18 protein-coding genes and 2 pseudogenes are annotated in these 23,887 nt (G+C 34.0%); 13 read left to right on the forward strand and 7 right to left on the reverse strand.

All coding sequences use genetic code 11. The features are described 5' to 3' along the window. A pseudogene (locus CD155_RS13190) lies at positions 1-804 on the reverse strand (hypothetical protein); the annotation flags it as partial. Positions 805-844: 40 nt separating this feature from the next. Here CD155_RS13190 and CD155_RS06995 point away from each other — a divergent pair. From CD155_RS06995 to CD155_RS07040, 10 genes are all read left to right on the forward strand, one after another. Beyond that, complete coding sequence (locus tag CD155_RS06995) at positions 845-1,264, forward strand: LPXTG cell wall anchor domain-containing protein (RefSeq protein WP_103212912.1); 420 nt, start codon at positions 845-847, stop codon at positions 1,262-1,264. Between the two features lie 151 nt (positions 1,265-1,415). After that, complete coding sequence (gene secY2, locus CD155_RS07000; RefSeq protein ID WP_103212913.1) at positions 1,416-2,615, forward strand: accessory Sec system protein translocase subunit SecY2; 1,200 nt, start codon at positions 1,416-1,418, stop codon at positions 2,613-2,615. Positions 2,616-2,627: 12 nt separating this feature from the next. Beyond that, on the forward strand, positions 2,628-4,196 hold the full coding sequence (gene asp1 / locus CD155_RS07005) for an accessory Sec system protein Asp1 (protein ID WP_103212914.1): 1,569 nt from the start codon (positions 2,628-2,630) through the stop codon (positions 4,194-4,196). Continuing rightward, positions 4,180-5,739 carry an accessory Sec system protein Asp2 gene (gene asp2 / locus CD155_RS07010; RefSeq protein WP_103212915.1) on the forward strand — a complete coding sequence of 520 codons (1,560 nt, stop codon included), beginning with the start codon at positions 4,180-4,182 and terminating at the stop codon, positions 5,737-5,739. Before asp1 ends, asp2 begins: the two co-directional genes overlap by 17 nt. Further along, positions 5,726-6,298, forward strand: coding sequence for an accessory Sec system protein Asp3 (gene asp3, locus CD155_RS07015; protein WP_103212916.1), 573 nt, complete (start codon positions 5,726-5,728; stop codon positions 6,296-6,298). The genes asp2 and asp3 overlap by 14 nt, the downstream gene beginning before the upstream one ends. After that, a complete protein-coding gene (gene secA2, locus CD155_RS07020) occupies positions 6,291-8,681 on the forward strand; it encodes an accessory Sec system translocase SecA2 (RefSeq protein WP_103212917.1) in 2,391 nt (796 codons plus the stop codon). Before asp3 ends, secA2 begins: the two co-directional genes overlap by 8 nt. An 18-nt stretch (positions 8,682-8,699) precedes the next feature. Continuing rightward, positions 8,700-10,208 (forward strand): accessory Sec system glycosyltransferase GtfA, encoded by a 1,509-nt coding sequence (gene gtfA, locus CD155_RS07025; protein WP_103212918.1) that lies wholly within the window; start codon positions 8,700-8,702, stop codon positions 10,206-10,208. Then, on the forward strand, positions 10,201-11,538 hold the full coding sequence (gtfB, locus tag CD155_RS07030) for an accessory Sec system glycosylation chaperone GtfB (RefSeq protein WP_103212919.1): 1,338 nt from the start codon (positions 10,201-10,203) through the stop codon (positions 11,536-11,538). Before gtfA ends, gtfB begins: the two co-directional genes overlap by 8 nt. 97 nt (positions 11,539-11,635) lie before the next feature. Continuing rightward, the gene (locus CD155_RS07035) at positions 11,636-11,983 is read left to right on the forward strand and encodes a membrane protein (RefSeq protein ID WP_037541747.1); all 348 of its coding nucleotides are present in this window, start codon (positions 11,636-11,638) and stop codon (positions 11,981-11,983) included. 401 nt (positions 11,984-12,384) lie between these two features. After that, positions 12,385-12,864: a peptide-methionine (S)-S-oxide reductase gene (locus tag CD155_RS07040; RefSeq protein WP_103212920.1), complete on the forward strand. Its 480-nt coding sequence runs from the start codon at positions 12,385-12,387 to the stop codon at positions 12,862-12,864. Between the two features lie 128 nt (positions 12,865-12,992). Here CD155_RS07040 and CD155_RS07045 read toward each other — a convergent pair whose 3' ends face one another. Both CD155_RS07045 and CD155_RS07050 read right to left on the reverse strand, forming a co-directional pair. Further along, positions 12,993-13,349, reverse strand: a complete 357-nt coding sequence (locus tag CD155_RS07045) for a hypothetical protein (RefSeq protein WP_002444682.1) — start codon at positions 13,347-13,349, stop codon at positions 12,993-12,995. A gap of 13 nt (positions 13,350-13,362) precedes the next feature. Beyond that, positions 13,363-14,415 carry an LLM class flavin-dependent oxidoreductase gene (locus CD155_RS07050; RefSeq protein WP_103212921.1) on the reverse strand — a complete coding sequence of 351 codons (1,053 nt, stop codon included), beginning with the start codon at positions 14,413-14,415 and terminating at the stop codon, positions 13,363-13,365. A 409-nt stretch (positions 14,416-14,824) separates the two neighbouring features. Between CD155_RS07050 and CD155_RS07055 the strand changes: the two genes are divergently transcribed. After that, positions 14,825-15,826 carry an NADP-dependent oxidoreductase gene (locus CD155_RS07055; protein WP_172605862.1) on the forward strand — a complete coding sequence of 334 codons (1,002 nt, stop codon included), beginning with the start codon at positions 14,825-14,827 and terminating at the stop codon, positions 15,824-15,826. A gap of 17 nt (positions 15,827-15,843) precedes the next feature. Continuing rightward, positions 15,844-16,527, forward strand: a complete 684-nt coding sequence (locus tag CD155_RS07060; RefSeq protein ID WP_103212922.1) for a type 1 glutamine amidotransferase domain-containing protein — start codon at positions 15,844-15,846, stop codon at positions 16,525-16,527. Positions 16,528-16,598: 71 nt separating this feature from the next. Here the strand turns inward: CD155_RS07060 and CD155_RS07065 are convergent, their stop codons facing one another. The 3 genes from CD155_RS07065 to CD155_RS07075 all read right to left on the reverse strand — a co-directional run bounded on the left by CD155_RS07065 (position 16,599) and on the right by CD155_RS07075 (position 21,179). Next, positions 16,599-17,174: a TetR/AcrR family transcriptional regulator gene (locus CD155_RS07065; RefSeq protein ID WP_103212923.1), complete on the reverse strand. Its 576-nt coding sequence runs from the start codon at positions 17,172-17,174 to the stop codon at positions 16,599-16,601. A gap of 289 nt (positions 17,175-17,463) precedes the next feature. Beyond that, the gene (locus CD155_RS07070) at positions 17,464-18,402 is read right to left on the reverse strand and encodes a glycine betaine ABC transporter substrate-binding protein (protein ID WP_103212924.1); all 939 of its coding nucleotides are present in this window, start codon (positions 18,400-18,402) and stop codon (positions 17,464-17,466) included. Positions 18,403-18,425: 23 nt separating this feature from the next. Next, positions 18,426-21,179, reverse strand: a complete 2,754-nt coding sequence (locus tag CD155_RS07075; RefSeq protein WP_103212925.1) for an MMPL family transporter — start codon at positions 21,177-21,179, stop codon at positions 18,426-18,428. A gap of 753 nt (positions 21,180-21,932) precedes the next feature. Here CD155_RS07075 and CD155_RS07080 point away from each other — a divergent pair. Further along, complete coding sequence (locus tag CD155_RS07080) at positions 21,933-22,730, forward strand: hypothetical protein (protein ID WP_103212926.1); 798 nt, start codon at positions 21,933-21,935, stop codon at positions 22,728-22,730. Positions 22,731-22,917: 187 nt separating this feature from the next. Here CD155_RS07080 and CD155_RS07085 read toward each other — a convergent pair. Next, a pseudogene (locus tag CD155_RS07085) lies at positions 22,918-23,813 on the reverse strand (LysR family transcriptional regulator). Between the last annotated feature and the right edge of the window lie 74 nt (positions 23,814-23,887).

The following is a 23,887-nucleotide window of genomic DNA, read 5'->3' on the forward strand; positions in this document are numbered from 1 at the left end:
ATCGACATCGGCAAGCACATCAGAATCAACGAGTGAAAGTGATTCAATTAGTGCAAGCTCGTCACAAAGTAGATCGCAAAGTGTGAGCGAATCGAATTCAGTTAGTACATCAACAAGCGAAAGTGTCTCAAATAGCGCAAGTGCATTGTTAAGTAATTCACAAAGTGCGAGCGTTTCAGACTCAATAAGCGCATCAACATCTGATAGTGTATCTACTTCAATAAGCGCGAGTGACTCAAGTAGTGCAAGCACATCAGACTCAATGAGTGAAAGTGAGTCAAGCAGTGTAAGCACGTCATTAAGTAACTCACAAAGTGCAAGTATTTCAGGCTCAGAAAGCGCATCAATATCCGATAGAGTGTCTACGTCAACAAGTGAGAGTGACTCAAGTAGTGTAAGCACATCATTAAGTAATTCACAAAGCACAAGCAGCTCAGACTTGTCAAGTACCTCAACATCCGAAAGTGCGTCTAATTCAACAAGTGAGAGCGATTCGACAAGTGCAAGCATCTCACTAAGTATCTCAACAAGTATGAGCAGTTCAGACTCAGCAAGTACGTCAACGTCGTCTAAGGGTCGCTTCTCATTCCATTTAGTTAAACCAGAAAGCACATCATTACCTGAATTTGATTTACCATCATATTTGGCTTCGGAATCAGTGAGTACTTCGGAATCAGTGAGTACGTCAGAATCAGTGAGTAACTCTGAATCACTAAGTAATTCAACATCATTAAGCGATTCAACTTCTATGAGTACATCAGCATCGTTATCACATAATGATTCAACAAGTGCATCGTCAAGCAATTCAAATCATTCAAGCGCGTCAATATCAGATTCTAAATCTATGAGCATTTCTGATTCTGGTAGTGCATCCTTGTCTACTGACACATCAACATCTATTAGCATCTCAGAATCACATCACCAAGGATCACTTGCACATCAAAATGTTAATCAACCTAGTCGTCATGATACAGGTGAGCAGCACCTCAGTCATGGTACAGATTCTTCAGAATATCTTTATCCAGAATATTCTAATACAGAATCTACTGTAACTTCTGAAAATGATTACAATAACCTACAAGCACAAAATCAAAATCATCAAAGCTCACATCAACATAATGATGAATCGTTACCAGATACAGGTGAAAATACTACAAACAGAAGTGGATTAGTTTCAACAGTACTAGCAATGTTAGCTGGTTTAGGATTAGTAAGAAAATCTAGAAAAGACAGAAAGAAAGATAGAAAAAATAACGAAGATTAATCATAGCGACAAGCTATAAAAAATTTAAAGAGGCTAGGGCACTATAAATAAATAGAGATTACTACGATAGAGTAAACCTAATTTATTTATCTCCTTAGCCTCTTTGATATCATTTTAAATTTGAAACAACTTATGTGATTAGGGTGGAAATATGTTAAAGGAATTTGAGTATAAAATTCTATATAAAAGAATATTATTTACATGTTTCATTTTAATTGTTTACATACTAGGCAGTAACATTTCAATAGTAGGAAATGAAAACATTAAACAGCATAAAGATTCATTTTTTAAACTTGCCATATCAAACGTAGGAGGAGACTTAAATACTCTAAACATATTCTCCTTAGGGTTAGGACCATGGTTAAGTGCGATGATTATTATTACATTAATGAATTATAGAAATGAAGATAAAGTAAAAACGCAAACTCGAGCAGAGCGTCATTTTAAAGAAAGAATATTAACGCTCATTTTAAGTTCGATACAAGGATTCTACATTATTCATTCATATATTAATAAAAAAGCAATTACAGATACCAATATTTTTATATTACTCCTAGTCTTAATTACAGGAACATTATTTTTAGTATGGTTAGCAGATCAAAACACGACCTATGGTATTGCTGGACCCATGCCTATCGTTTTGATGAGCCTTGTTAAATCTATGTTTAACAGTCATTTTGGTGAATTTAATGTAAGTTCAATATTATTTATAACTATAGTTGTCTTGCTAGCAATAGCCTTATTTTTATTGCTATTTATAGAACGTTCAGAATACCGCTTGGAATATAAAGATATTATGAATATTTCTGCAAAAGAGACACCAACATATCTAGCATGGAAATTAAATCCTGCGGGAAGTATCACGATTATGATGAGTTTGTCTATATTCATGTTTGAGAATAATATCGTAAATCTTATAGGAAGGTTAACGATAAATGAGAAATTTGAAACAACACTTTTCAGTTTTTCAAATCCTATAGGTATTACAACTTATATTTTAATGCAAATTGTATTAGGTTATTTCTTATCAAGATTCTTAATCAATACAAGACGTAAATCGAAAGAATTTCTTAAAAATGGAAATTATTTCGAGTGTGTATATCCAGGAAGGCAAACGGCTCAATTTCTTTCACAAAAGGCGCTGAGAGTATGTTGGTCTGGTTCTATTATTGTCGCAATCATATTAGCCATTCCTTTATATTGTTCTTTACTTATCCCGCATTTATTTGAAGAAATTTATTTTTCGATACAACTGATTATATTTGTTTATATTGGAATTAATATTGCAGAAACGATTCGTGCATATTTATATTTTGATGGTTATAAGCAAATTTTAAATAAATATTGGTAAAAGGAGGAAATTATGAAGCGTTTTATCCCTGCATGGTACAGTCAAGATAAATGGTGGGAAAGTACATCGGTGCCTTTTCATCAAAAACGTCAATACACAGATTTCGATGATATGATTAGTTTGATGACTATGCATAGTAAAAATAACGTGGACTATCAATTATTGATATTAAGTTTTAGTCCATATCTTAGAACCTTCCTTCACCGATATGATCTGTTTGAAACAAATTATTGGTCAGTGTTTGATGATATCCAAGGTTTGAATCATCAAACGCCACAAGCAATTGATTATCGAGATTTAGCATGGCCTGAAGATACAGAGTTTGTATTTACTCCCTATCAAATCGAGGCAATTACGGGGCCAAATCGTTTTTCAAAGATTCACTTTAGTCAAGAAGGCTATCTAATGTGGATAGAAGACTTTGAAAACAACGTCATTCAACGTCGGTACGTTATTGATGATAGAGGGTTTATTTCAGCGATTCGAACGTATACAGAGACGGGACAAAGTAAAATGAAGCATTATTTCTCAATTCAAGGAGAAGAAATATTTACAGAGGATTTAAGAAATCATACTGTCACAATTAAGGAACAATTCCAATCATATTTTAAACAGACATCCTATCCCACAATGGCTGAATTAATTGAAGAAAAGTTCAAAGAGTATGTTGAAAAGGAAATGAGCAAAGAGGACTTAATTATTGTTGCTTCTGATGAAAGACATAATTCAGTAATGGCACACACAATTGATGAGGATTCATTATGCTTTTCAGTGTTTACGGAACGTAATAAAACAGTTACAAAAGAATTATTCGATTCTATTTCTAGAGCACGTTATTGTCTTGTTGACACACTAGCCAACCAAAAGAAAATTCAACAGTTTGCTAATGACACTCAAACTCAGTTACATCTTTTAAGGGTAACACCGTTTGACGCCCAATCGTTATCAAATAAGAGTAGTCAACTTTACGATACGTATGTAGGTTTATGGGTAGACCAATTACAACAGCATGAATTGCAAACTATTTTGTCATCATTATTTCAATATATTCAGAAAAAAGATCATTTCAAGTTAAAGTTATTGACTAAATATGAGAATGAGAACACACAATGGTTAATTGAAGAAATTGCTCGGCTTAATGATATATATCATTATGAAAAACGGGAACATTCAGAAGAAGTTGAAGATATATTAGCGTCAGAATTAAAAAAAGAACCAGTCATTGAAATTGAATCTGTACCTTTCGAAGAAGATTTTGTGAGAGCTATAGCGAATCTAAGATTAGTCGTTGATTTATCAAAAGAACCGGAGTTATTTTTACAAATTTGTAGTATTGGCGCGGGAGTACCTCAAGTTAATAAAAGAGAGACTGACTACGTCAAACATAAACAAAATGGTTTAGTTATTGAAGATATTTCTGAAATCGTATCTGCATTAGATTACTTTTTAATATATTTAAAAAACTGGAATTACTCATATGCATATTCCATGAGATTAGTAGATGAATTTAGTTCTATAAATATTATTCATCAAATCAATCGATTATTTGAAGGTGATGAAAAATATGCCACGTACATTTAAAGTGCTTCAAGTAGGAGGCAAAGATTTAGAATCCCTTTTTGAAAATAAAAGAGGCGTCGATTGGGACTATCTCGATACAGCATTATTTGAATTTGATAGTGGTTACATAGAAGCAGTAGAAGCACTTATTAATGAAAAAGGGGCATTTGATTTTGTTTTTATTCAAGCGCCTTATTCTAAATCACTTATCAATCTTTTTAAATTAGTGAGCACGCCCTATAATACTGTGATTGATGAAGCGTATTGGGGTTCACATTTTCAAGATGAAGAGACGGTTAAACGTAATTTTATTAAACCAATGACTTATGAAAATGAAGAATCCTTACATCAAAAATTACAAGCAATTACATTTCCTGGGCAATATGGAGATAAAGTTTCGCCCATACATTGTCGAGTGAATACAAGTTTCATTGGTCAGTATCAGTTTAATGGGAATGAGTCATTAGAAATCTCAGGAGATTTTGGTGAACGGCTTACTCCGCTTGTAACTTGGAGTAGAAATATTATTGCAGATGAAAATAAGGTGAATCAAATTTGGCCTGAATTCAAAGTGGATGGAAATATAAGTATAGAGTATACCTTGCGGATAATACCTGTATATTCTACTGACCAACCTGTCGAAACATTTATTTTTGAACAACATGAATTAGACAAACCGATAGAATTACCCTCAAGATCATATAAAGCAAATGTCAGTATTTCACTTAAAGCTAAAGGCAAGGGGAATTTGTATATAGGGGCGATTCATAAACGTTGGTCCAGATTGGAACTGGGAGAATTTATCTTAGGAGGCCAACGTTATAGTGACCACGACCGTAATGAATTTATGCATTATTTCAATCCTGGTGATTTTAAACCGCCATTGAATGTTTATTTTAGTGGATACAGAACTGCTGAAGGTTTTGAAGGATACTTTATGATGGATCGCTTGAACGCACCTTTTATTTTAATTAGTGATCCACGTATTGAGGGTGGGGCCTTTTATTTAGGTTCAGAAACTTATGAGGATGCAATTAGGAAAGTAATTACAGAAGCATTAGACTACTTAGGATTCTCACATCGTCAACTCATACTTTCTGGTTTATCAATGGGTTCTTTCGGCGCCTTATATTATTCGACGTATTTGCAACCATCTGCAGTCATTGTCGGTAAGCCACTTATTAATGTTGGAACAATTGCTAATAATATGAGGCTAGTACGTCCCAATGACTTTGGTACAGCTTTAGATGTTTTAAGATTTAATGAGGACGGTATTTCGGAAAATGAGGTTAAACAATTAGACCGAAAATTTTGGAATCAACTCCGAAAAAGTCAATTAACGCATACTACATTTGCGATTGCGTATATGGAACATGACGATTACGATACACATGCATTTCGTGATTTATTACCATTACTTACAGAGCAACATGCACGTGTCATGAGTCGAAGTGTACCAGGTAGACATAATGATGATTCTTCTACGATAACCAACTGGTTTATCAATTTCTATCATTTAATTATGGCGCAACAGTTTGGGAGAGAGACAGATGCAAGAAGCTAAACAATTTGAAGTGAAATGGCGATTAGTCAATTTAACTACATTTATGTATGGCACTAAGTTACGTTTTGATAATGATGATATTTATTTTGAAAATCCACTCATGCCATCAGGCACAGTTATTCATAATTGGTATATGCTCACAAACTTTGCTGAAGATCGAGTGAGTCCGAAGCTACCGATATTGAAAAAGGGTCATCGCTACTTATTTAAATTTAATTTTCAAGTTGAACCAGAAGGAGCTGCATATTTCAAAATTAAGTTCTATCGTAAAAATAAAGAACAATTTGAGTATAAAATTCTAAAAAACAAAGAAGAAGAAATTGTCTACCCAATTGAAGCACATTCTTATCAATTAGAATTGGTGAATGCTGGGATGAATCATCTCCATTTCCAAAATATAATGGTTCAAGAACTAGGAGATGGCACGTACCGAACACCTAGAATGAATCAAACTATCGATTTAAAGGAAAAGTTTGAGATTATGAATCGAGTTATCAATAAGGCACGAGCTAATGATTTAGATACACCTACTGAATTGAGGGGTGATCGTTATGAATAATGGAATAAACGCAATCATTAATAATATGAGATTGCGTCGTCTACGTAAGACATTGAAACAAATTAATGCACTCAGCGAAGTATATTCAAACTTTACAGACGAGCAATTAAAAGCGAAGACTGTAGAATTTAAAGAATGTTTACAATCAAGTAAAGTTTCATTGGAAAGATTATTACCAGAAGCATATGCCACCGTGCGTGAAGCTTCAAGACGTGTACTCGGTATGTACCCGAAAGATGTTCAAGTGCTTGGAGCAATTGTAATGCATCAAGGTAATATTGCAGAGATGCAAACAGGTGAAGGGAAAACGTTAACTGCAACGATGCCTTTATATTTAAATGGTTTAACTGGCAAAGGTGCGTATCTTATCACTACAAATGAATATCTGGCAAAACGTGATTATGAAGAGATGAAACCATTGTATGAATGGCTTGGGCTAAGTGCATCATTAGGATTTGTTGATATCCCTGATTATGAATATGAAGAAAATGAAAAATATCATTTATATCACCATGATATCGTTTACACGACTAATGGGCGTTTAGGCTTTGATTATTTAATTGATAATCTGGCTGATGATATTCAAGCGAAATTTTTGCCAGACTTAAATTTTGCGATTATTGATGAAGTAGATTCGATTATTTTAGATGCTGCTCAAACGCCACTTGTTATTTCTGGTGCACCACGTGTTCAATCCAATTTATTTCATATCGTGAAAGCGTTCGTAGAAACACTTGAAGAAGACATACATTTTCACGTTAAATTTAATAAAAAAGAAGTTTGGTTAACTGAAAAAGGAATTGAAGCGGCCAATCATTACTTCAAAGTAGAGAATTTGTACGATGATCAACATTTCGATCTAGTTAGAAACATTAACCTTTCGCTTCGAGCAAAATATTTATTTAAGTATAATTTAGATTACTTCATTTTTGATGGTGAAATTGTTTTAATCGATAGAATCACAGGTCGCATGTTGCAAGGAACAAAGTTACAAGCAGGTTTACATCAAGCAATTGAAGCTATTGAAGGTGTTGAGATTTCTAAGGATATGAGTGTGATGGCGACGATTACATTTCAAAATCTGTTTAAACAATTTAAACAATTTTCAGGGATGACTGGTACCGGTAAATTAGGAGAGAAAGAATTCTTCGATTTATACTCAAAAATTGTTGTAGAAATTCCTACGAATAGTCCGATTAAGCGTGATGACCGACCTGATAGAGTGTTTGCGAACAGTGATAAAAAGAATGAAGCTATTTTAAAAAGCGTCGTTGATATTCATCGCACACAGCAACCCGTACTACTCATTACACGTACTGCGGAAGCAGCTGAATATTTTTCAGAACAATTATTTAAAAAGGACATACCTAATAATCTACTTATAGCACAAAACGTGGCCAAAGAAGCACAAATGATTGCAGAAGCTGGGCAACTATCAGCAGTAACCGTTGCAACAAGTATGGCAGGACGTGGTACAGATATTAAATTAGCTAAAGATGTATTCGAAATTGGGGGATTAGCAGTAATTATCAATGAACATATGGAGAACAGTCGTGTGGATCGTCAATTAAGAGGCCGTTCAGGACGTCAAGGAGATCCTGGGTATTCTCAAATCTTTGTGTCATTAGATGATTACTTAGTTAAACGTTGGAGTAATTCTAATTTAGTTGAAAATGAAAAATTACAATCGATGGAAACTACAAAATTAGAAAATAGCCCTCTATTCCAAAGACGTGTAAAAAACATTGTTAACAAAGCGCAACGTGTGTCTGAAGAAACAGCCATGGTTAACAGAGAGATGGCTAACGAATATGAAAAAAGTATCAGTATTCAGCGTGAAAAAATATATACTGAGCGAGACCAAATTCTTGAAAGAGAGCACTTTGACGATTTTAATTTTGAACAATTAGCACGAGATGTTTTCATCAATGATATAAAAGATAAAAAACTCGTTAATGAGGAATCTCTCATAAATTATATTTATAAAAATTTAAGTTTTGTCTTTAATGATGATATTTCAAAGATAGATATTAACAACCGCGAAGAACTCATTCAATTTTTAATGAAACAGTTTAAACAACAACTTTACAGTAATTTACAAGAAGTCTCTGATCCATATTTAAAATTACGCTTTTTACAAAAGTCCTTTTTAAAAGCGATAGACAGTGAGTGGATTGAACAAGTTGATAACTTACAACAACTTAAAGCAAGTGTCAATAATCGACAAAATGGTCAGAGAAACGTCATATTTGAATATCATAAAGTGGCTTTAGAAACATATGAATTGATGACGAAGGACGTTAAAAGAAAAATGATTAGAAATTTATGCTTAAGTATTCTAACATTTGATAAATTTGATGATATGGTCATCCATTTTCCATAAATAAAGAGGTGTAAAGGCATGACAATTTATAACATTAACTTTGGCATTGGTTGGGCAAGTAGTGGCGTAGAATATGCACAAGCCTATCGAGCTAAATTGCTTCGCCAACTTCATTATCCAATAAAATTTGTCTTTCTAGACTTTATTCAATCTGAAAATATCCAAACACTAACAAGCAATATGGGTTTTAAAGATGAAGAAGTAATTTGGTTATATCAATATTTTACAGACATAAAAATTGCACCAACCACTTATACTGTTGATGATTTGATTTCAGAATTAGGTAATGATGTTTCGCGTCACGAGAGGAAAGGGAAAGTTTTAAGGCTTTATTTAAACAATGATCAAACTTTCGTGACGTGTTATTTAAAAAATCCAGAAGAAAACTATGTTGATCGAGCTGAATTTGTCGTTAATGGCATGCTGATTCGTAAAGATTTTTATAGCTATGTACGTACATTTTCAGAATACTATGCCCCTTTTGAGAAGAGAGCTAAACTTTATATGCGCCAGTTTTATAATGAAGATGGCTCGATTGTATATAACGAATATATCGATGATGATGCGCATGTATATGTGTTTGACGATGCACGTTTATATAGTAAAGAAGAATTCATCGCATATTTTATTCGAAAACTTCATTTATCTCATAACGATATTGTGATTATTGATCGTTCAACAGATGTTGGTCAGGCTATTTTGCAAAATAAGGGCAACAGTAAGGTTGGGATTGTGGTTCATGCAGAACATTATAGTAAAAATTCCACCGACAACACCCATATTTTATGGAATAACTATTATGAGTATCAATTTGAAAACGCGAGACATATTGATTTCTTCATCACAGCTACAGACTTACAGAATAAAATTTTAACTCAACAGTTTAGAACATACACACATGAGGTTCCTCGCATTAGAACTATACCAGTGGGCAGTCTGCATACCTTAATGTATCCACAACATCCTAGATTGCCTTATTCAATCATGACGGCTTCACGGTTGGCGAGTGAAAAGCATGTGGATTGGATTGCAAAGGCAGTGATTAGGGCGAAATCACGTGTACCACATCTTCGTTTTGATATTTATGGTGAAGGTTCGGAAAGAAACAAAATTGAAAAGATAATCGAAGAATATGAAGCACAGGATTATATACGTTTGAAAGGTCATACAAATTTGCAAGAGATCTACCATCAGTATGAATTATTCGTTTCAGCATCACAAAGTGAAGGATTTGGGCTTACATTAATGGAAGCGGTTGGCTCAGGACTCGGGATGATTGGCTTTGATGTGAATTATGGAAGTCCTACGTTTATTCGACATAATGAGAACGGCTATCTCATACCGATTGATTTAGACTATGAAACAATCGAGGAAGTCATCAATCGAATGGCTGATAAGATTGTTCAATTTTTTGAAAATGGTCCAAAACACCCGCACGAGATTTCATATAACATTGCAGAACCTTTCAAGACATTACATATTGTAGAACATTGGAGACAATTGATAGAAGAGGTGCTACATGATTAATTTATTTGAAAACTATGATAACAAGACACGTGAATTACATGGCTCTCTTAAACTTGCAGGATATAATCATTTTACAATTGTGATGAATGATGATGGCTTTTTACCTGATGAGGTCACATCACCGTATCAATATTTTGCGGCTTATCAAGTATATGAAGATGACAAGCCGGCCTTTTTCAACGATGTGGTCACGCCTGATTTCTGGGAAATTAAAGGTGACGGCACAATGGCCAAAATTATCGATATGGGTGAGTTAAGAGGAAAGATTTTCTATAGAAAGAACTTCAAAACGCGTGTGGTCAGCTTCGTTGAATGGTTAGATAAAAAACAACGTTTGCGTTCAGTCGATCATTATAATAAAGAAGGTTTTAAATTTGCAGAAACTGTCTATGATTTAGCTGGAACACCGATTTTAAAAAAATATATGAATCGAGAAGGTAAAGAAGTGATTTATGAAAACTTCGTTACCAAAGATTTTGTCGTGGATTATCAAGGGAAATCCTATTTCTTCGCATCTAAAAGGGAGTTCATCAAGTTTTATCTTCAAGAGATTCATATTGATTTAGACCAAGTAATATTTAATAGTTTATCTACACCATTTTTAGCACTCTATGATTTACCAACGAAGGGTAAAGGTATTTTATTCTGGCAAGAATATTCTAGGAATCATGTCCCGGGAAATATGAGGTTAATATTTAACAATAATACCGAAAGACAGTTCAGTGTTATTATTCCTGAAAAGGATGAATATGAAAATATCATAGGTCATTTAAGTGAGGAAGAACGTAGATATGTTCATGCTTCGGGATACTTGTATCATAAGGAAAAAGAGAATCAATATTCTAACAATATACTTACGCTGACGAATTCTGATCAAATCCCGCATTTAGAATATTTAGTAACCAAACATACGGATTATCAGTTCCATATTGCTGCAATTACTGAAATGTCTTCACGACTAATGGATTTAGGTGACTACCCAAATGTCAAACTTTATCCTGCAATTAAACAAAATATGGTAAATCAGTTGTATGAATACTGTGATATTTATTTAGACATCAATGAAGGTGGAGAAATTTTAAATGCTGTTAGAAAAGCATTTGATCATCATATGTTAATTCTTGGGTATACTGAGACGGCGCATCATTTTAATGTAACGTATCCTGACAATCAATGTTCGATACAAGACGTTGAACAATTAAGTCAAATGCTTAAAGAAATAGATGAAAATAAAGACAGATTTAGCGAAAGATTAAATTCACAGCAAGTGCATGCGAATGAAATTTCTAAAGTAGACTTCAAATCAGTATTAGAAGAAGCGTTAAATTAAGTGGTTTTATGCTGCGAAACTTACAATGTTGTAATTATGAGTGATATAACTTAAATTGAGCACAATGATGTGTTTAGATATAACTGAGGTGAAAAAAATGGAAAACTTTGATGAAAGATATAACGAAAAAGCAAATAATATTTTAGGAGCTTTAAGTTATTTAAGCGTCTTTTTTGCACCGGTGTTATTCCCACTTATCGTCTGGATTGTAGCTAAACGTCCTGCTTCAACATATTCAAGAAATGCATTGTTCAACCATATATTTACATGGGTTTTTACTGCGATAGGCTTTTTCAGTATAATGGTTGTCCCTACATTATTTGACGATGCACATGCTGGTCTAGGTATCACGATAGGTCTCATAGCTGCAGCGATTTTCTTTATTTGGGCTATTGTGCTGTTCTTAACAAATATTGTCAAAGGAATTAAGTTATTGATTATATAATGATTCAAGGGAGTTGGAGCTTTTGTTCTAACTCTCTTTTTTATAGAACTTAACAAGAAATGTGGCTAAAGAAACAAGCTTTTGGGATTCTCTCAGGCATCTTGATTTTAGTAGCAGGCATACTAGCGTTGGTAAGAAAATAAATTGTTTAGAGATAGATAATTGATTTTATGTTCTTAATAACGTAAGAAGTGAATAATAAAAAAGTGAGGATTAATCTTCACTTAATAATGATCTCCACATTGTTAATAACGATGAGGAGATTTTTTATTTATATGTTATGAATACGCGTTGGCAAGAAGCTTTGGATAAGCAGTAAATCAAATACCAATAGATTCTTATCATCGTTTGTTATTTGATTCTAGCTCTAGGTGTTACAATATTCATAAGAGGTGATAACGTTGGAAATTGTTTATCTTGCAGGCGGTTGTTTGTGGGGGACGCAAGCATTTTTCAAAACGATACCTGGCGTTGTGATGACGGAAGCAGGTAGAGGGAATGGTACTACAAATCATTTGGAAGAACCGTATGATGGATATGCTGAATGTGTGAAAGTAGAATTCAATCCACAACAAGTTACTATAAAAGATTTGATGGGGTATTTATTCGAAATCATTGATCCATATAGTTTGAATCGTCAAGGACCAGATATAGGAGAAAAGTATCGAACTGGAATATATAGTAAAGATCAAACGCATCTCGACGAAGCACAAGCATTTATCAATGATAGAAATGATGCGCACCGTATTATGGTAGAAGTAAAGCCATTAACGAATTATGTTAGAAGTGCTGAAGAACATCAAGATCATCTTTATAAACACCCTGAAGATCAGTATCTTTGTCATGTTTCTAAATCACTTTTAAATAAATATAAAAAGTAAAATTAACCCTCGTTGCAGTTTCGAGATGATATAAAATACATAAACAGACATGAAAATTTCTTTAAACCACAAGTTTAAAATATAAAATAAGACTCCTCGCATCAGCGGGGAGTCTTATTTTTCAATGTTTATCTTTTAGATGAGAAAGTATCTAGTAAGCTTAAAGTAGCTAAGCCTAATAAGTCAAGTGCGTGTTGTGCACCTTTTTTGCCGTGACCAGCTTCAAAGTGTTTGTAAGCTGCGACACTTAATACTGAAATTGTAGCAAGTGAACCTAAGCGAGAGATGTTTTTATTTAAGAAACTTGCAGCGAATAATGCAGCTGCAGTTGCTTCAACACCACCTGCTAATTTAACTGAACTAGCTGGTAAACCAAATGTGTTTGTGAAAGTATCCACCATACCTTGGTCACCTTGTAATTTAGGTTTGCTTGCATTGTATAATTCTTTAGCAAGTTTTAAATTTGTAGCATAACGTAAAATCATAAAATATTTCCTCCTATTTATCTTCAAAATATTTATCTACTATAGGTTTAACTTTTTCCCCAAAAAGACGAATTGAATGCATCACATACTCATGAGGCATAGAACCTACCGGAGTATGAATCATAAAGCGGTTAATACCTAGAGTCTCGATGGTATCAATAATTTTTTGAGCCACTGTTTCAGGGCTTCCCAAGTAGATAGCACCATGACTGCCTATTTCTCTCTCGAAATAATTTTCATCGAAAGATGGCCAACCTCGTTCTTTACCTAGTACATCTTGATGTGCCTTAAGTGAAGGGAAAAACTCACGTTTCGCTTGTTCATCTGTTTCTGCAACATAACCCCAAGAATGCACCCCAATAGGTAATTTGTCAGGATTATGTCCGTAAGATAATGCAACAGATTTATATATTTCAATATTACGTGCAAATCGTCTAGGATTTCCGCCAATAATGGCATACGTAATTGGCAAGCCAAACGCGCCGGCTCTGAGTGATGATTCAGGTGTACCACCTGTGGCAATCCAAATTGGTAGTTCGCCATTTTCCACTCGTGGGTAAATGCCAGTCTCTTCTAAACTAGGTCTTAATTTACCTTCCCAACTTATGATTTCATGTTTGTTAATTTTAAGCAACATTTGAAGTTTTTCATTAAATAGCTCTTCATAGTCATTTAAATTATAACCGAATAACGGGAAAGATTCGATAAATGAACCTCGACCAATCATAATTTCAGCTCTACCATTAGATACAGCATCCAAAGTTGAGAATCTTTCATATACTCTGACCGGATCGTCTGAAGATAAGACGGTAACTGCAGAAGATAATTTAATATGTTGTGTTCTTGAAGCAGCTGCACCTAACACAGTGACAGGATCAGAAACTGCATAATCTTCACGGTGATGTTCACCTAAGCCATATACATCTAATCCAAGTTGATCTGCAAGTTCAATCTCTTCTACTATATCTCTAATACGTTGAGCATGACTTATTGATTCGTGTTTACCATCTGGCATGTAAATGGCACTATTTTCAGCAAATGATGTTAAACCCAATTCTACTTTCATTACTCACACCTCCTAGTATATTTTTTATACTAGATATATATATTAATCTTGCCCCACAATTTTGTCAATATAAAAGATTTAAACCATACAGAAACGAATGAATAGCACAGTAACGCTATCAATTACTTTAACAACATTGGTTTTGTTTAAACCGTTGACGATAAAGTTTCAATTTTCATATGGAGTCATCTTTGTGTTTTAATACTATGAAAATGACTCGATTATTCATAGTTAACACTTATAGTAAAAGTATATTTTTATAAACTAAACCTATGAGTAAACCGCTTTTCTTGTACAGAATACTTATTAGCCTTACACTTGATGAAAATTCAAAATATCAAGTATGCAATCATTTTCAATATTAAATGTAATAATCAAGTAAAGAGAGGCGAAAAAGATGAAAACGGATATGCAAGCGATGGTTATTCATCATTATGGGAAAGGTCCTGTGTCATTAGAAAGAATGCCATTACCAAGTATGAACCCGAATGAAGTACGAGTGAAAATTAAAGCAGCAAGTATTAATCCAATCGATTTCAAAATTCGTGATGGTAGTTTGAAAATGTTACTGTCTTATCAATTTCCATTAATATTAGGAAATGACTTTGCAGGAGAGATTTCCGAAGTAGGGGAAAATGTTACAGACTTCAAGGTAGGCGACAAAGTGTATGGACGTCCACGTAAATCGAAAATTGGAACATTTGCCGACTATATTTCAATCAACGCAGAAGAAATTGCTCCAATGCCTCAAGGACTTTCTTACGAAGAGGCGGCAAGTATACCTTTAGTAGGCTTAACATCTTATCAAGCGCTAAACGAAGTAATTAAAGCTAAGCCAGGAGACAAAGTGCTCATCCAAGCTGGATCAGGTGGCGTAGGAAGTTTTGCCATTCAATACGCAAAAGCAATAGGGCTTTATGTTGCAACGACTGGAAGTGATCGAGGAGAAAAACTTATCAAATCATTAAATCCAGATGAATTTATTAATTATAAAGAACAAGATTTCTCGAAAGTGTTAAAAGATTTTGATGGTGTATTCGATACACTTGGTGGAGATAATTTAGAAAAATCATTCCAAATCCTTAAACCACATGGTGTCATTGCTTCGATTTCTGGATTACCGACAGAACGCAATGCTAAAAAGTTAGAAAAAAGTATTTTCAAGCAAGGTTTATTAAAAGCAGCATCATTGAAATACCAACGTTTAGCAAAAAAATTCAACGTTAACTATGAATTTTTATTTATGCATCCAAGTGGTAAGCAATTAAGAGAAATTACAGAACTCATTGAAGCTGGAAAAATTAGACCAATCATTGATAAGGTATTTGACTTTAAAGAAACTCAAAAAGCCATTGAATACTCTGAAAGTGGAAGAGCAAAAGGCAAAATTGTAGTAAAAATGGAAGATTAATTAAAGAGGTGAGATAAATGGCAAAAATTATGATAGTCAATACAAGTACAGATTACTTTGGAAATACAGAAGAACCTACAGGACTATGGCTAAGTGAACTGGTGCATTTTTATGATGCATTTAAAAATACAAATGTAGACATTGATATGTTTAATATTACTGGTGGAAATACACCGATCGATCCCGTGAGCCTTAATCCACTGATGTTTGATAATACAACGAAAGCTTATTATAAAAATGAAAGTTTCATGGATTTACTAAGATATTCTCAACCTATTAGAGAAGCGCAACCTGAGAAATACGATGCCATTTATTTTACTGGTGCTCATGGTGTGATGTATGATTTCCCAGAAAATAAATACATCCAAAGTGCAGTGAATACGATTTATGAAAATGGGGGAATCGTTGCAACGGTTTGTCATGGCATTGCAGCGCTACTCAATGTCAAAGATGCTGGCGGTACGTATTTAATTCAAAATAAAAAGATAACTGGATTCTCAAATATTGAAGAGGTCCTAGCTCAACGTGATACCATCGTACCTTTCCATTTACAAAACGAAATTAAAAAACGTGGTGCCATTTATCGCTATGGTCGAGTTCCGTTTACTTCAACACTAGTTGTAGACGGCCGAGTGATTACAGGTCAAAATCCGCAATCCCCGTCTCAAGTTGGCGAAGCGGTACGAAAACAACTACTATAATAAAAAGTAAAAGCACGCATCTTTATCAACTGTTTAAGAAGATAAGGACGCGTGCTTTTGTATGCCTCGTTTTAATTGGTTTTACAGTTTTGAAGTGAAGCTTCTAATGTATTGTTTAGTGTTTCGAAAATTTCATCTACCGAGTAATTGTAATCATTTTCAACCCAACGTCTTAAAACTTCAATGACACCACTGCTATAAAAATCAGCTAAAATTTCTGGGTGCTTACTTTCACGTATCTTCAATGCAAGGGGATCATCATGATTATTCTTTACGCCATATAACATCATTTCACGGCTTGCACGTGTTAAACTCCTGAAAACATCAACTTGTCTGGAAGATACAAGCAAATGCTTAAATACCTTCTTATGTTGTTCTATATAATAGATAAAAGCCTTAAAAGATTCAGAAGTTTTAATTTGTGGCGCTTCAGTTGAATCTGTCATAATTTCGCCAGTCATATATTGAGGTAGGGAATAGAGTAAATCATACTTATCTTGGAAATAACGATAAAAGGTACTACGATTTATCTCGGCAACTTCACAAATTTTTTGAACAGTCATTTCATCAAAATGATAGTCATATAAAAGTTCGAAAACTGTCTGGTTAATATGTCGAATCATACGTTTTTGAGTTGATGTGGGCATATACATTTCTCCTTTTATTATTCTCTATTAAAGGATACTTCACGACACAGAATATACGTTAATTTATCATAGTTGAATTGCTTTTACCAAATATAAATGTCAGTGAATATCTTCATTTAACACATTCATTATAAAATAAGCTCTAAGACAATTTCTTTAGTGTGCTGTACCTCTCAAAGTTAGATTGTAGTCCAACCTATAGTGGTGCACATTCTAATTAGAAATCATCTTAGAGCTATCATTTTGGATTAATATTCTAGTCTCAACACATTGACTTTATACTACTTAATTAATGATCAATACCTTTTAACCATTTATCAACTTTTGTTTCATGGTCATCGACATAATCTTTGGCAACATCTTCAGGATTTTTATTATCTTTAAAGATTTTCTTCGCTAATTGTTCTTCATCATCTTTACTCCAATTGTCAGAGACGCGTGTAGCAATTGTATACGCCGCAGGATGATTTTTTTGGAAGCCTTTATTGAACACTAAGTTAATATGTTCGTCATCTTTACCATAAATTTTTTCAGGATCTTTTAACATTTTGATATCGAGCTCTTTAGAGAACCAGCTTGGTTCCATAGCAGTGAAGACGATAGGCTTTTGTTGTTTATAAGCTTTTTGAATCGCTTTAAATTGATCTTGGTCAGATGACTTATGCAAACGATATTGATCTAATTGACCATCGTCTAGTTCACTTTTAGTTTGTTTCATCACGCCATTTCTATCGTCTGTACCTTGAATCGTCCAATCTACAGATTTACCAAAACTTTTACTACTATTTAAATCTGAAATTGAATCAATATTTCTTTCATATTTAGGAACAGCTAAACCAACTTTTACGTTATCTACTAAGTTCTTTTTATCATAAACTGTTAATTGACTTTTGAATTTGTTGTAAAAGCTTTTGTCTGTTGATGGAAAGATACCTGAAGCGTGGAATGAATCCGTATCTTGAGACACAGATGCGTATAGTGGACCACTCGCTTGAACAGGTGTCGTTGTCACATCGTATCCAGCTTTCTTAAGCACTTCCGCAATCACTAGAGAACGTGGCGTAGAATTGTCGCTTGCGATATAAGGAATAGTGACTTCCTTTTTACCTAGAGATGTATTACCATCGTCCGATGATCCGCTACCACCATTACCACACGCGCTTAGCACAATAGCTAAGGCGAGAATGGCAAGTAGTCCTAATACTTTGAAACTACTTTTCTTGAACATTCGGCGTTTCCTCCTTCTTTGTTTTAGTCTCTGTCATTGTCTCTACCTTTATCGACATGTTCGTCATATCTTTCATTAGAGCGACGTTGATAGTCGTCATAAATAGCTTTGTTATTTTCTCGAGCGTATAACATTAATGCATTAAATAACATATCTTGATCATTTGATTCACCAGATAATTGTTTAAATAAATCAGTCGTGCGAGATTCCCTTTCTGAACGTTGCGGTTTTTCTTGGTTACGACGATATGCTTCATCATGTCGAGGTTGATGGTCATATCTATTATGCGTATCTTCTCGATGATAATGGTGATTGTCTTGAGTGTACATAGACTCATAATCTACTTGATTTCGATGGTTGCGTGATTGATTATTGTTGTTTGGATCTCCATACTCTGATCTACGATATTGTGAATCATTTTCCGGAAAATGATCTTCACGATAGCCACGACGATCATCATCCAGGCGAACATATCGAGGATAGTCTTCACTCTCATTATGAGCGTCTGTATGGTTGTCACTGTGACGATAGTCATAACGGTTATCATCATCAAAGCGTTGAGCGTCATGTCTATAACTTTCACCATGATGATCACCATATTGCGTGTCTTCAGCAGCCTTCGTATTTGAATGATCTTGATCTAAAGCTTTACCTTCAATATCAATCTTAGGTAAGACGCTACCTAACCATTTAGGAATGTACCAAGAGCCTTTACCGAATAATTTAGTAAGTGCAGGAATCAATGTCATACGTACGATAAATGCATCGAAGAGGACACCGAATGCGAGTGAAATACCCATTGATTTAATTGCTGAATCTTCTTGGAAGACGAAAGCAATAAATACGCTGAACATAATCAATGCTGCGGCAACGATAACTGGGCCACTTTCTTTGATACCAACGCGAATGGAATGGTCATTATCACCTGTTTTACTATATTCTTCGTGGACGCGTGTCATCAAGAATAGTTCGTAGTCAATTGCTAGACCGAAGAGAAGGCCAATAGTGATAACTGGTAGGAATGCTAATAACGGACCAGTATTTTCAACGCCGAACAAGCCTCCTAAGAAGCCATCTTGCATGACGAGTGTTGTAAATCCGAGTGTCGCTAGTAGGGATAAGACGAACCCGAGTACAGCTTTCAATGGTACTAAGATTGAACGGAATACAAAGACGAGTAGTACAAATGCTAAGAGTACGATAACACCTGCGAATACTGGAATCGCTTCGTTAAGCTTTTCAGACATATCAATGTTGATTACACTTTGTCCTGAAATTTCTGTATTGAAGTCATATTTTTCTTTGGCCGTTTTATTATAGTCACGTAAATCGTAAACTAAATGATTTGTAGATTGTGCATTTGGACCATCTTCAGGAATCACAGAAATTAACGCATAGTGTTGATTATCATTAAGTTGTGGTGTCGCCACTTTGTCTACATTGTCCATATCTTTAATATCATCTTTGATATTATTTAAGTCTTGTTGAATATCCTTTTTACTGCCGCCATCTTTCGTATTTACGAGCATTACAATTTGACCATTATAGCCCGCACCGAAGTTGTCTGTGATTAAGTTATATGCTTTATGTGCTGACGTATTATTAGCTTTAAGGCTGTCGTCTGGAATACCTAAACGCATTCCACTTATAGGAAGTGCTGCAGCAATTAAAATAAGTAAACTGATAACAATTGCAATCACAGGCTTACCAACAACGAACTTAGCCCATGGATGATCTTTTGGATTTTTACTTTTTTCAGGTTTATCTTTAATCTTGATGCGTTTATGGAACACACTGATTAGTGCAGGTAAGAGTGTCAATGCAGCTAATACGGCAAATAACACACTAATCGCAGAAGCGAATCCCATAATTGCTAGGAAATCAATGCCTACAAGGGATAGACCGCATACTGCAATCATCACTGTTACCCCTGCGAAAATAACGGCACTGCCTGCAGTACCAACGGCTGTAGCAATAGCCTCAATCGGTTCTAAACCACGTTTACGAACTTCCTTATATCTAAATAGTATAAATAAGGAGTAGTCGATACCAACAGCGAGTCCAATCATGACTGCTAACGTGAGTGTAAAGTTTGGAATGTCGAATACGAATGTAAGTAAAGAGATAATTCCGACACTTGAACTCAAACCAATAATTGCACTCACAATCGGCATACCTGCTGCAATAAGCGAACCGAACGTGATAAGCAAGATGATAAATGCAGTGACAATACCTACAATTTCAGATGTGCCACCGACTTCAGAGTTCATTGAGCCACCTTGAGTTTGCTCAATTTGAAGGTTATGATCTGCTTTGACATCATCTAATTCTTTATCAATCGTTTTTTTAGAAGAATCTTGCAAGGCTGTTTGGTTAACTACATAGTTAACGGTTGCAATTGCAGTATCTTTATCATCGTTAATTTGATGTGATTCATACGGATTGCTTACGTTTTGTACGTAATCGTCATCCTGTTTGATATGATCAAGCGCTTTTTCAATATCTTTTTTCGTATCTTTATCTGTGATGCCATTCTTCTTATCGGAATGGAACACAATTTTCATCGAGGCTTTTTGACTATCCTGATGAAATTCTTTAGAAATTTTATCATTTGTATCTAATGATTTTAGGCCATTCATTGTAATGTCATTATCAAATTTAGGTGAGTTAATCATGAGTGGTGTAATGATTACGCCTAGAACAATTAGCCACGCCACAATACTGACCCATTTGTTCTTAGCAATAAATTTGCCTAATTTGTATAAAACTTTTGCCAAGACATTTCCTCCTATTTGTGAATAATTTTTGCAACAGAGTGTGAAATTCTAAAATATTTTAACGCAATTTGAGTGCGAAAAATGAAGATGTTTGAAAGTTACATATACTAATTTAACAATTTTGCAAAGCCCTAAACACCACTATTTAGTGCAAGGTGTGGAAAAATGCAACAGATAGTCAGAATTGTTGTGAATTTTTTGTGAAAGTAATGATTTTATAGCGAAGAATTAACGAAATGACCAATCAAACAAAGAAATCCTATTAATAAAAGACATAAACCAGGTACATAGATTTTCTCTCTTAAATCGAGTGAATCAGATTTTGAGACAATGAGACTAACTAATATGAGCGATAAACCAAGAACAGTTAAAATTATAGAAATAACCAACATAGGTAAACCTCCTAGAGTGATTCGTAGATGCGTGGTTGAATAGCGTCTTTATATAGATTAGGCTGACTGATATGCCAGTACTTCTCTTTGATTAACGAGGATTTGCTTACTCTTTGCTTCAACAATTTTACTTTGTCGATAAGTTTCATATTTTACGATTTCATTTGCTTATTCCCGCTTTATACACGAATATTTAAGTGAATGCGCCGATATTTCAAACAATGTGTGACATATCGTTGTAGAAATATAAATTCTATAAAAGTACGTATTTAAAAAATTTATAAAAATTTAATATCTATTCACTTTATTCATATATTTACTACAAAAAAATAAGCTAAGTTGAATGTAGAGGTGATAATAAATGAAACATTCATTAATCAAAGTAGGGATGATAACGACTTCTATTTTACTTAGTTGTGGCATTACTAAAAATGTTCAAGCAGCAACGAATCAACCTGACCAATATGAAGTGAAGGTTTATGCTGATAGTCATAAAGTGGTAAAAGACAATCGTCATATTAAACATAGTGTGTTAGAAGCATTAGGTTCTAGTGATAAAGATGAAGATTTTAATGTACAATATTTAGATGATACAAACCGCACTAACTATCAAAATAATGTGACATATCGTTTGCGTAAATCTGAAGATGATAATGACCACGAGTTGCAATACAAAAAACGCTATTCGATTTCTAATCATGATGTCTCTCGTGCGATACAACAAGCTAAATCCGAAGGGTATAACGGCGACGAATATGAGGTTGAATTCGGTGAAAATAAAGAAACACTTAGTGTAACTAAAGAGGCAAAAGAACATTTAAATTTAGAAAAAGATACTATGCCAAATGCACAGGATAGTTTGAAAATATTAAAAACTCATGCAGAAAAGCCGTATAGTGAAACATTAAATAAGATGAATCAACCAAGCTTAATTGGTCCAGTTCATTTTGAACGTCATAAAGGGAATATTGATGGTAATAAAGTAAAAATTGAAAATTGGGATATTAAAAATCAAAATATAGTAGAAATTTCAGCGAAGGTAAACAATGAGGAGGATGCAAAACGCGTACAAAGTGCAATTGTTAAGAAATTAGACCAACTCGGCATTCATGAGAAGAAAGATCAACTCAAAACAAATCTTATTTTTGATAATTACTAGACTTGTGAAAGGCGCTTTACTCCTAAATATAAATCACATTTAGAACAATCGTTCGATTCTAGACGAGCGAACTGCATAACTATAATAAAAGCCCTTAAAATGTTTGTTTAAACAAATCTATTTTAAGGGCTGGTATATTAGACTACCAATCATACACATGTCTCTTTATATTTTGGGACTAGCTCATTTAATTTTGCATCGTTTCCTCAAAATTCACATTGTATATTAATGAAATAAAGTTTTGAATTACGGGAGTTAAATATAAATCATCACGATAAACAATGGAGATATATCTTGGCTTTGGTCCATTGGGGACCTTTTTACAAATAATGACATTATGATGCTGAATCGCACTATGACTTATTAAACTCAAGTATTTAGAATATTTAATCGTTTCTAGAATACTACTCAAACTATTTGATTGCATACGTGCACGTAGCGAGACTAAATTATCACGTCGCCACTCATCGATACTTTCTCTAGTAGAGCCCCGCCACTATGTATAACAAAATCATATTGCTCTACATCCTTCATAGTTAACTCTTGTTGGTGAGCAAGGGGATGATCTTTATACATGGCCACCATCAATTCATTCTCCATAAAACGCTTAACTTTTAAATCATTTTCATAAAAACCGTTTTCAGAGATTACTGCAATTTCAATTTCCCTATTTCTTAATTTCTGAATAATATTCGGAGCTGTATCTACAGTTAAATCAATTTGAATATTTGGATGATGATGCATATAGTTTTTGAATGCTTCAGGTAAAATATGATAAACAGGTGCATGACTTGCGCCAATTTTTAAAGTTCCACGCTTCGAGGCTTTAAAATCTGCCATGACATCGTTCGTTTCTTGCATTAAGTTTAAGAGTTTAGTTGTATTGCGATATAACAACTCGCCTGCTTCCGTTAATTTAAAATGTTTACCTTTTTTATAATACAAAGGAATGCCATAGTTTTTATTCAAATTTTTCAAATGGAAAGTGACAGTAGGTTGTGTAATATTCATAGATTCAGCCACGGCATTTTCATTTTGAAATTCTACAAATTGCTTAAAAATCATCAACTGCTTCGTATTCAACTTTGCTTCAACCCCCAAATATAAATTTTCTCTATACATTTATACATATTACATATACTTTTTTGAGTTAGCGT

This window comes from Staphylococcus caprae, assembly GCF_002902725.1.
GTDB lineage: Bacteria > Bacillota > Bacilli > Staphylococcales > Staphylococcaceae > Staphylococcus > Staphylococcus caprae.

Excerpts from the sequence above, each read along its gene's own strand:
- CD155_RS06995 (WP_103212912.1), top strand. The coding sequence starts at position 845 with ATGAGCATTTCTGATTCTGGTAGTGCATCCTTGTCTACTGACACATCA.
- secY2 (WP_103212913.1), top strand. The coding sequence starts at position 1,416 with ATGTTAAAGGAATTTGAGTATAAAATTCTATATAAAAGAATATTATTT.
- asp1 (WP_103212914.1), top strand. The coding sequence starts at position 2,628 with ATGAAGCGTTTTATCCCTGCATGGTACAGTCAAGATAAATGGTGGGAA.
- asp2 (WP_103212915.1), top strand. The coding sequence starts at position 4,180 with ATGCCACGTACATTTAAAGTGCTTCAAGTAGGAGGCAAAGATTTAGAA.
- asp3 (WP_103212916.1), top strand. The coding sequence starts at position 5,726 with ATGCAAGAAGCTAAACAATTTGAAGTGAAATGGCGATTAGTCAATTTA.
- secA2 (WP_103212917.1), top strand. The coding sequence starts at position 6,291 with ATGAATAATGGAATAAACGCAATCATTAATAATATGAGATTGCGTCGT.
- gtfA (WP_103212918.1), top strand. The coding sequence starts at position 8,700 with ATGACAATTTATAACATTAACTTTGGCATTGGTTGGGCAAGTAGTGGC.
- gtfB (WP_103212919.1), top strand. The coding sequence starts at position 10,201 with ATGATTAATTTATTTGAAAACTATGATAACAAGACACGTGAATTACAT.
- CD155_RS07035 (WP_037541747.1), top strand. The coding sequence starts at position 11,636 with ATGGAAAACTTTGATGAAAGATATAACGAAAAAGCAAATAATATTTTA.
- CD155_RS07045 (WP_002444682.1), bottom strand. The coding sequence starts at position 13,349 with ATGATTTTACGTTATGCTACAAATTTAAAACTTGCTAAAGAATTATAC.
- CD155_RS07050 (WP_103212921.1), bottom strand. The coding sequence starts at position 14,415 with ATGAAAGTAGAATTGGGTTTAACATCATTTGCTGAAAATAGTGCCATT.
- CD155_RS07055 (WP_172605862.1), top strand. The coding sequence starts at position 14,825 with ATGCAAGCGATGGTTATTCATCATTATGGGAAAGGTCCTGTGTCATTA.
- CD155_RS07060 (WP_103212922.1), top strand. The coding sequence starts at position 15,844 with ATGGCAAAAATTATGATAGTCAATACAAGTACAGATTACTTTGGAAAT.
- CD155_RS07065 (WP_103212923.1), bottom strand. The coding sequence starts at position 17,174 with ATGCCCACATCAACTCAAAAACGTATGATTCGACATATTAACCAGACA.
- CD155_RS07070 (WP_103212924.1), bottom strand. The coding sequence starts at position 18,402 with ATGTTCAAGAAAAGTAGTTTCAAAGTATTAGGACTACTTGCCATTCTC.
- CD155_RS07080 (WP_103212926.1), top strand. The coding sequence starts at position 21,933 with ATGAAACATTCATTAATCAAAGTAGGGATGATAACGACTTCTATTTTA.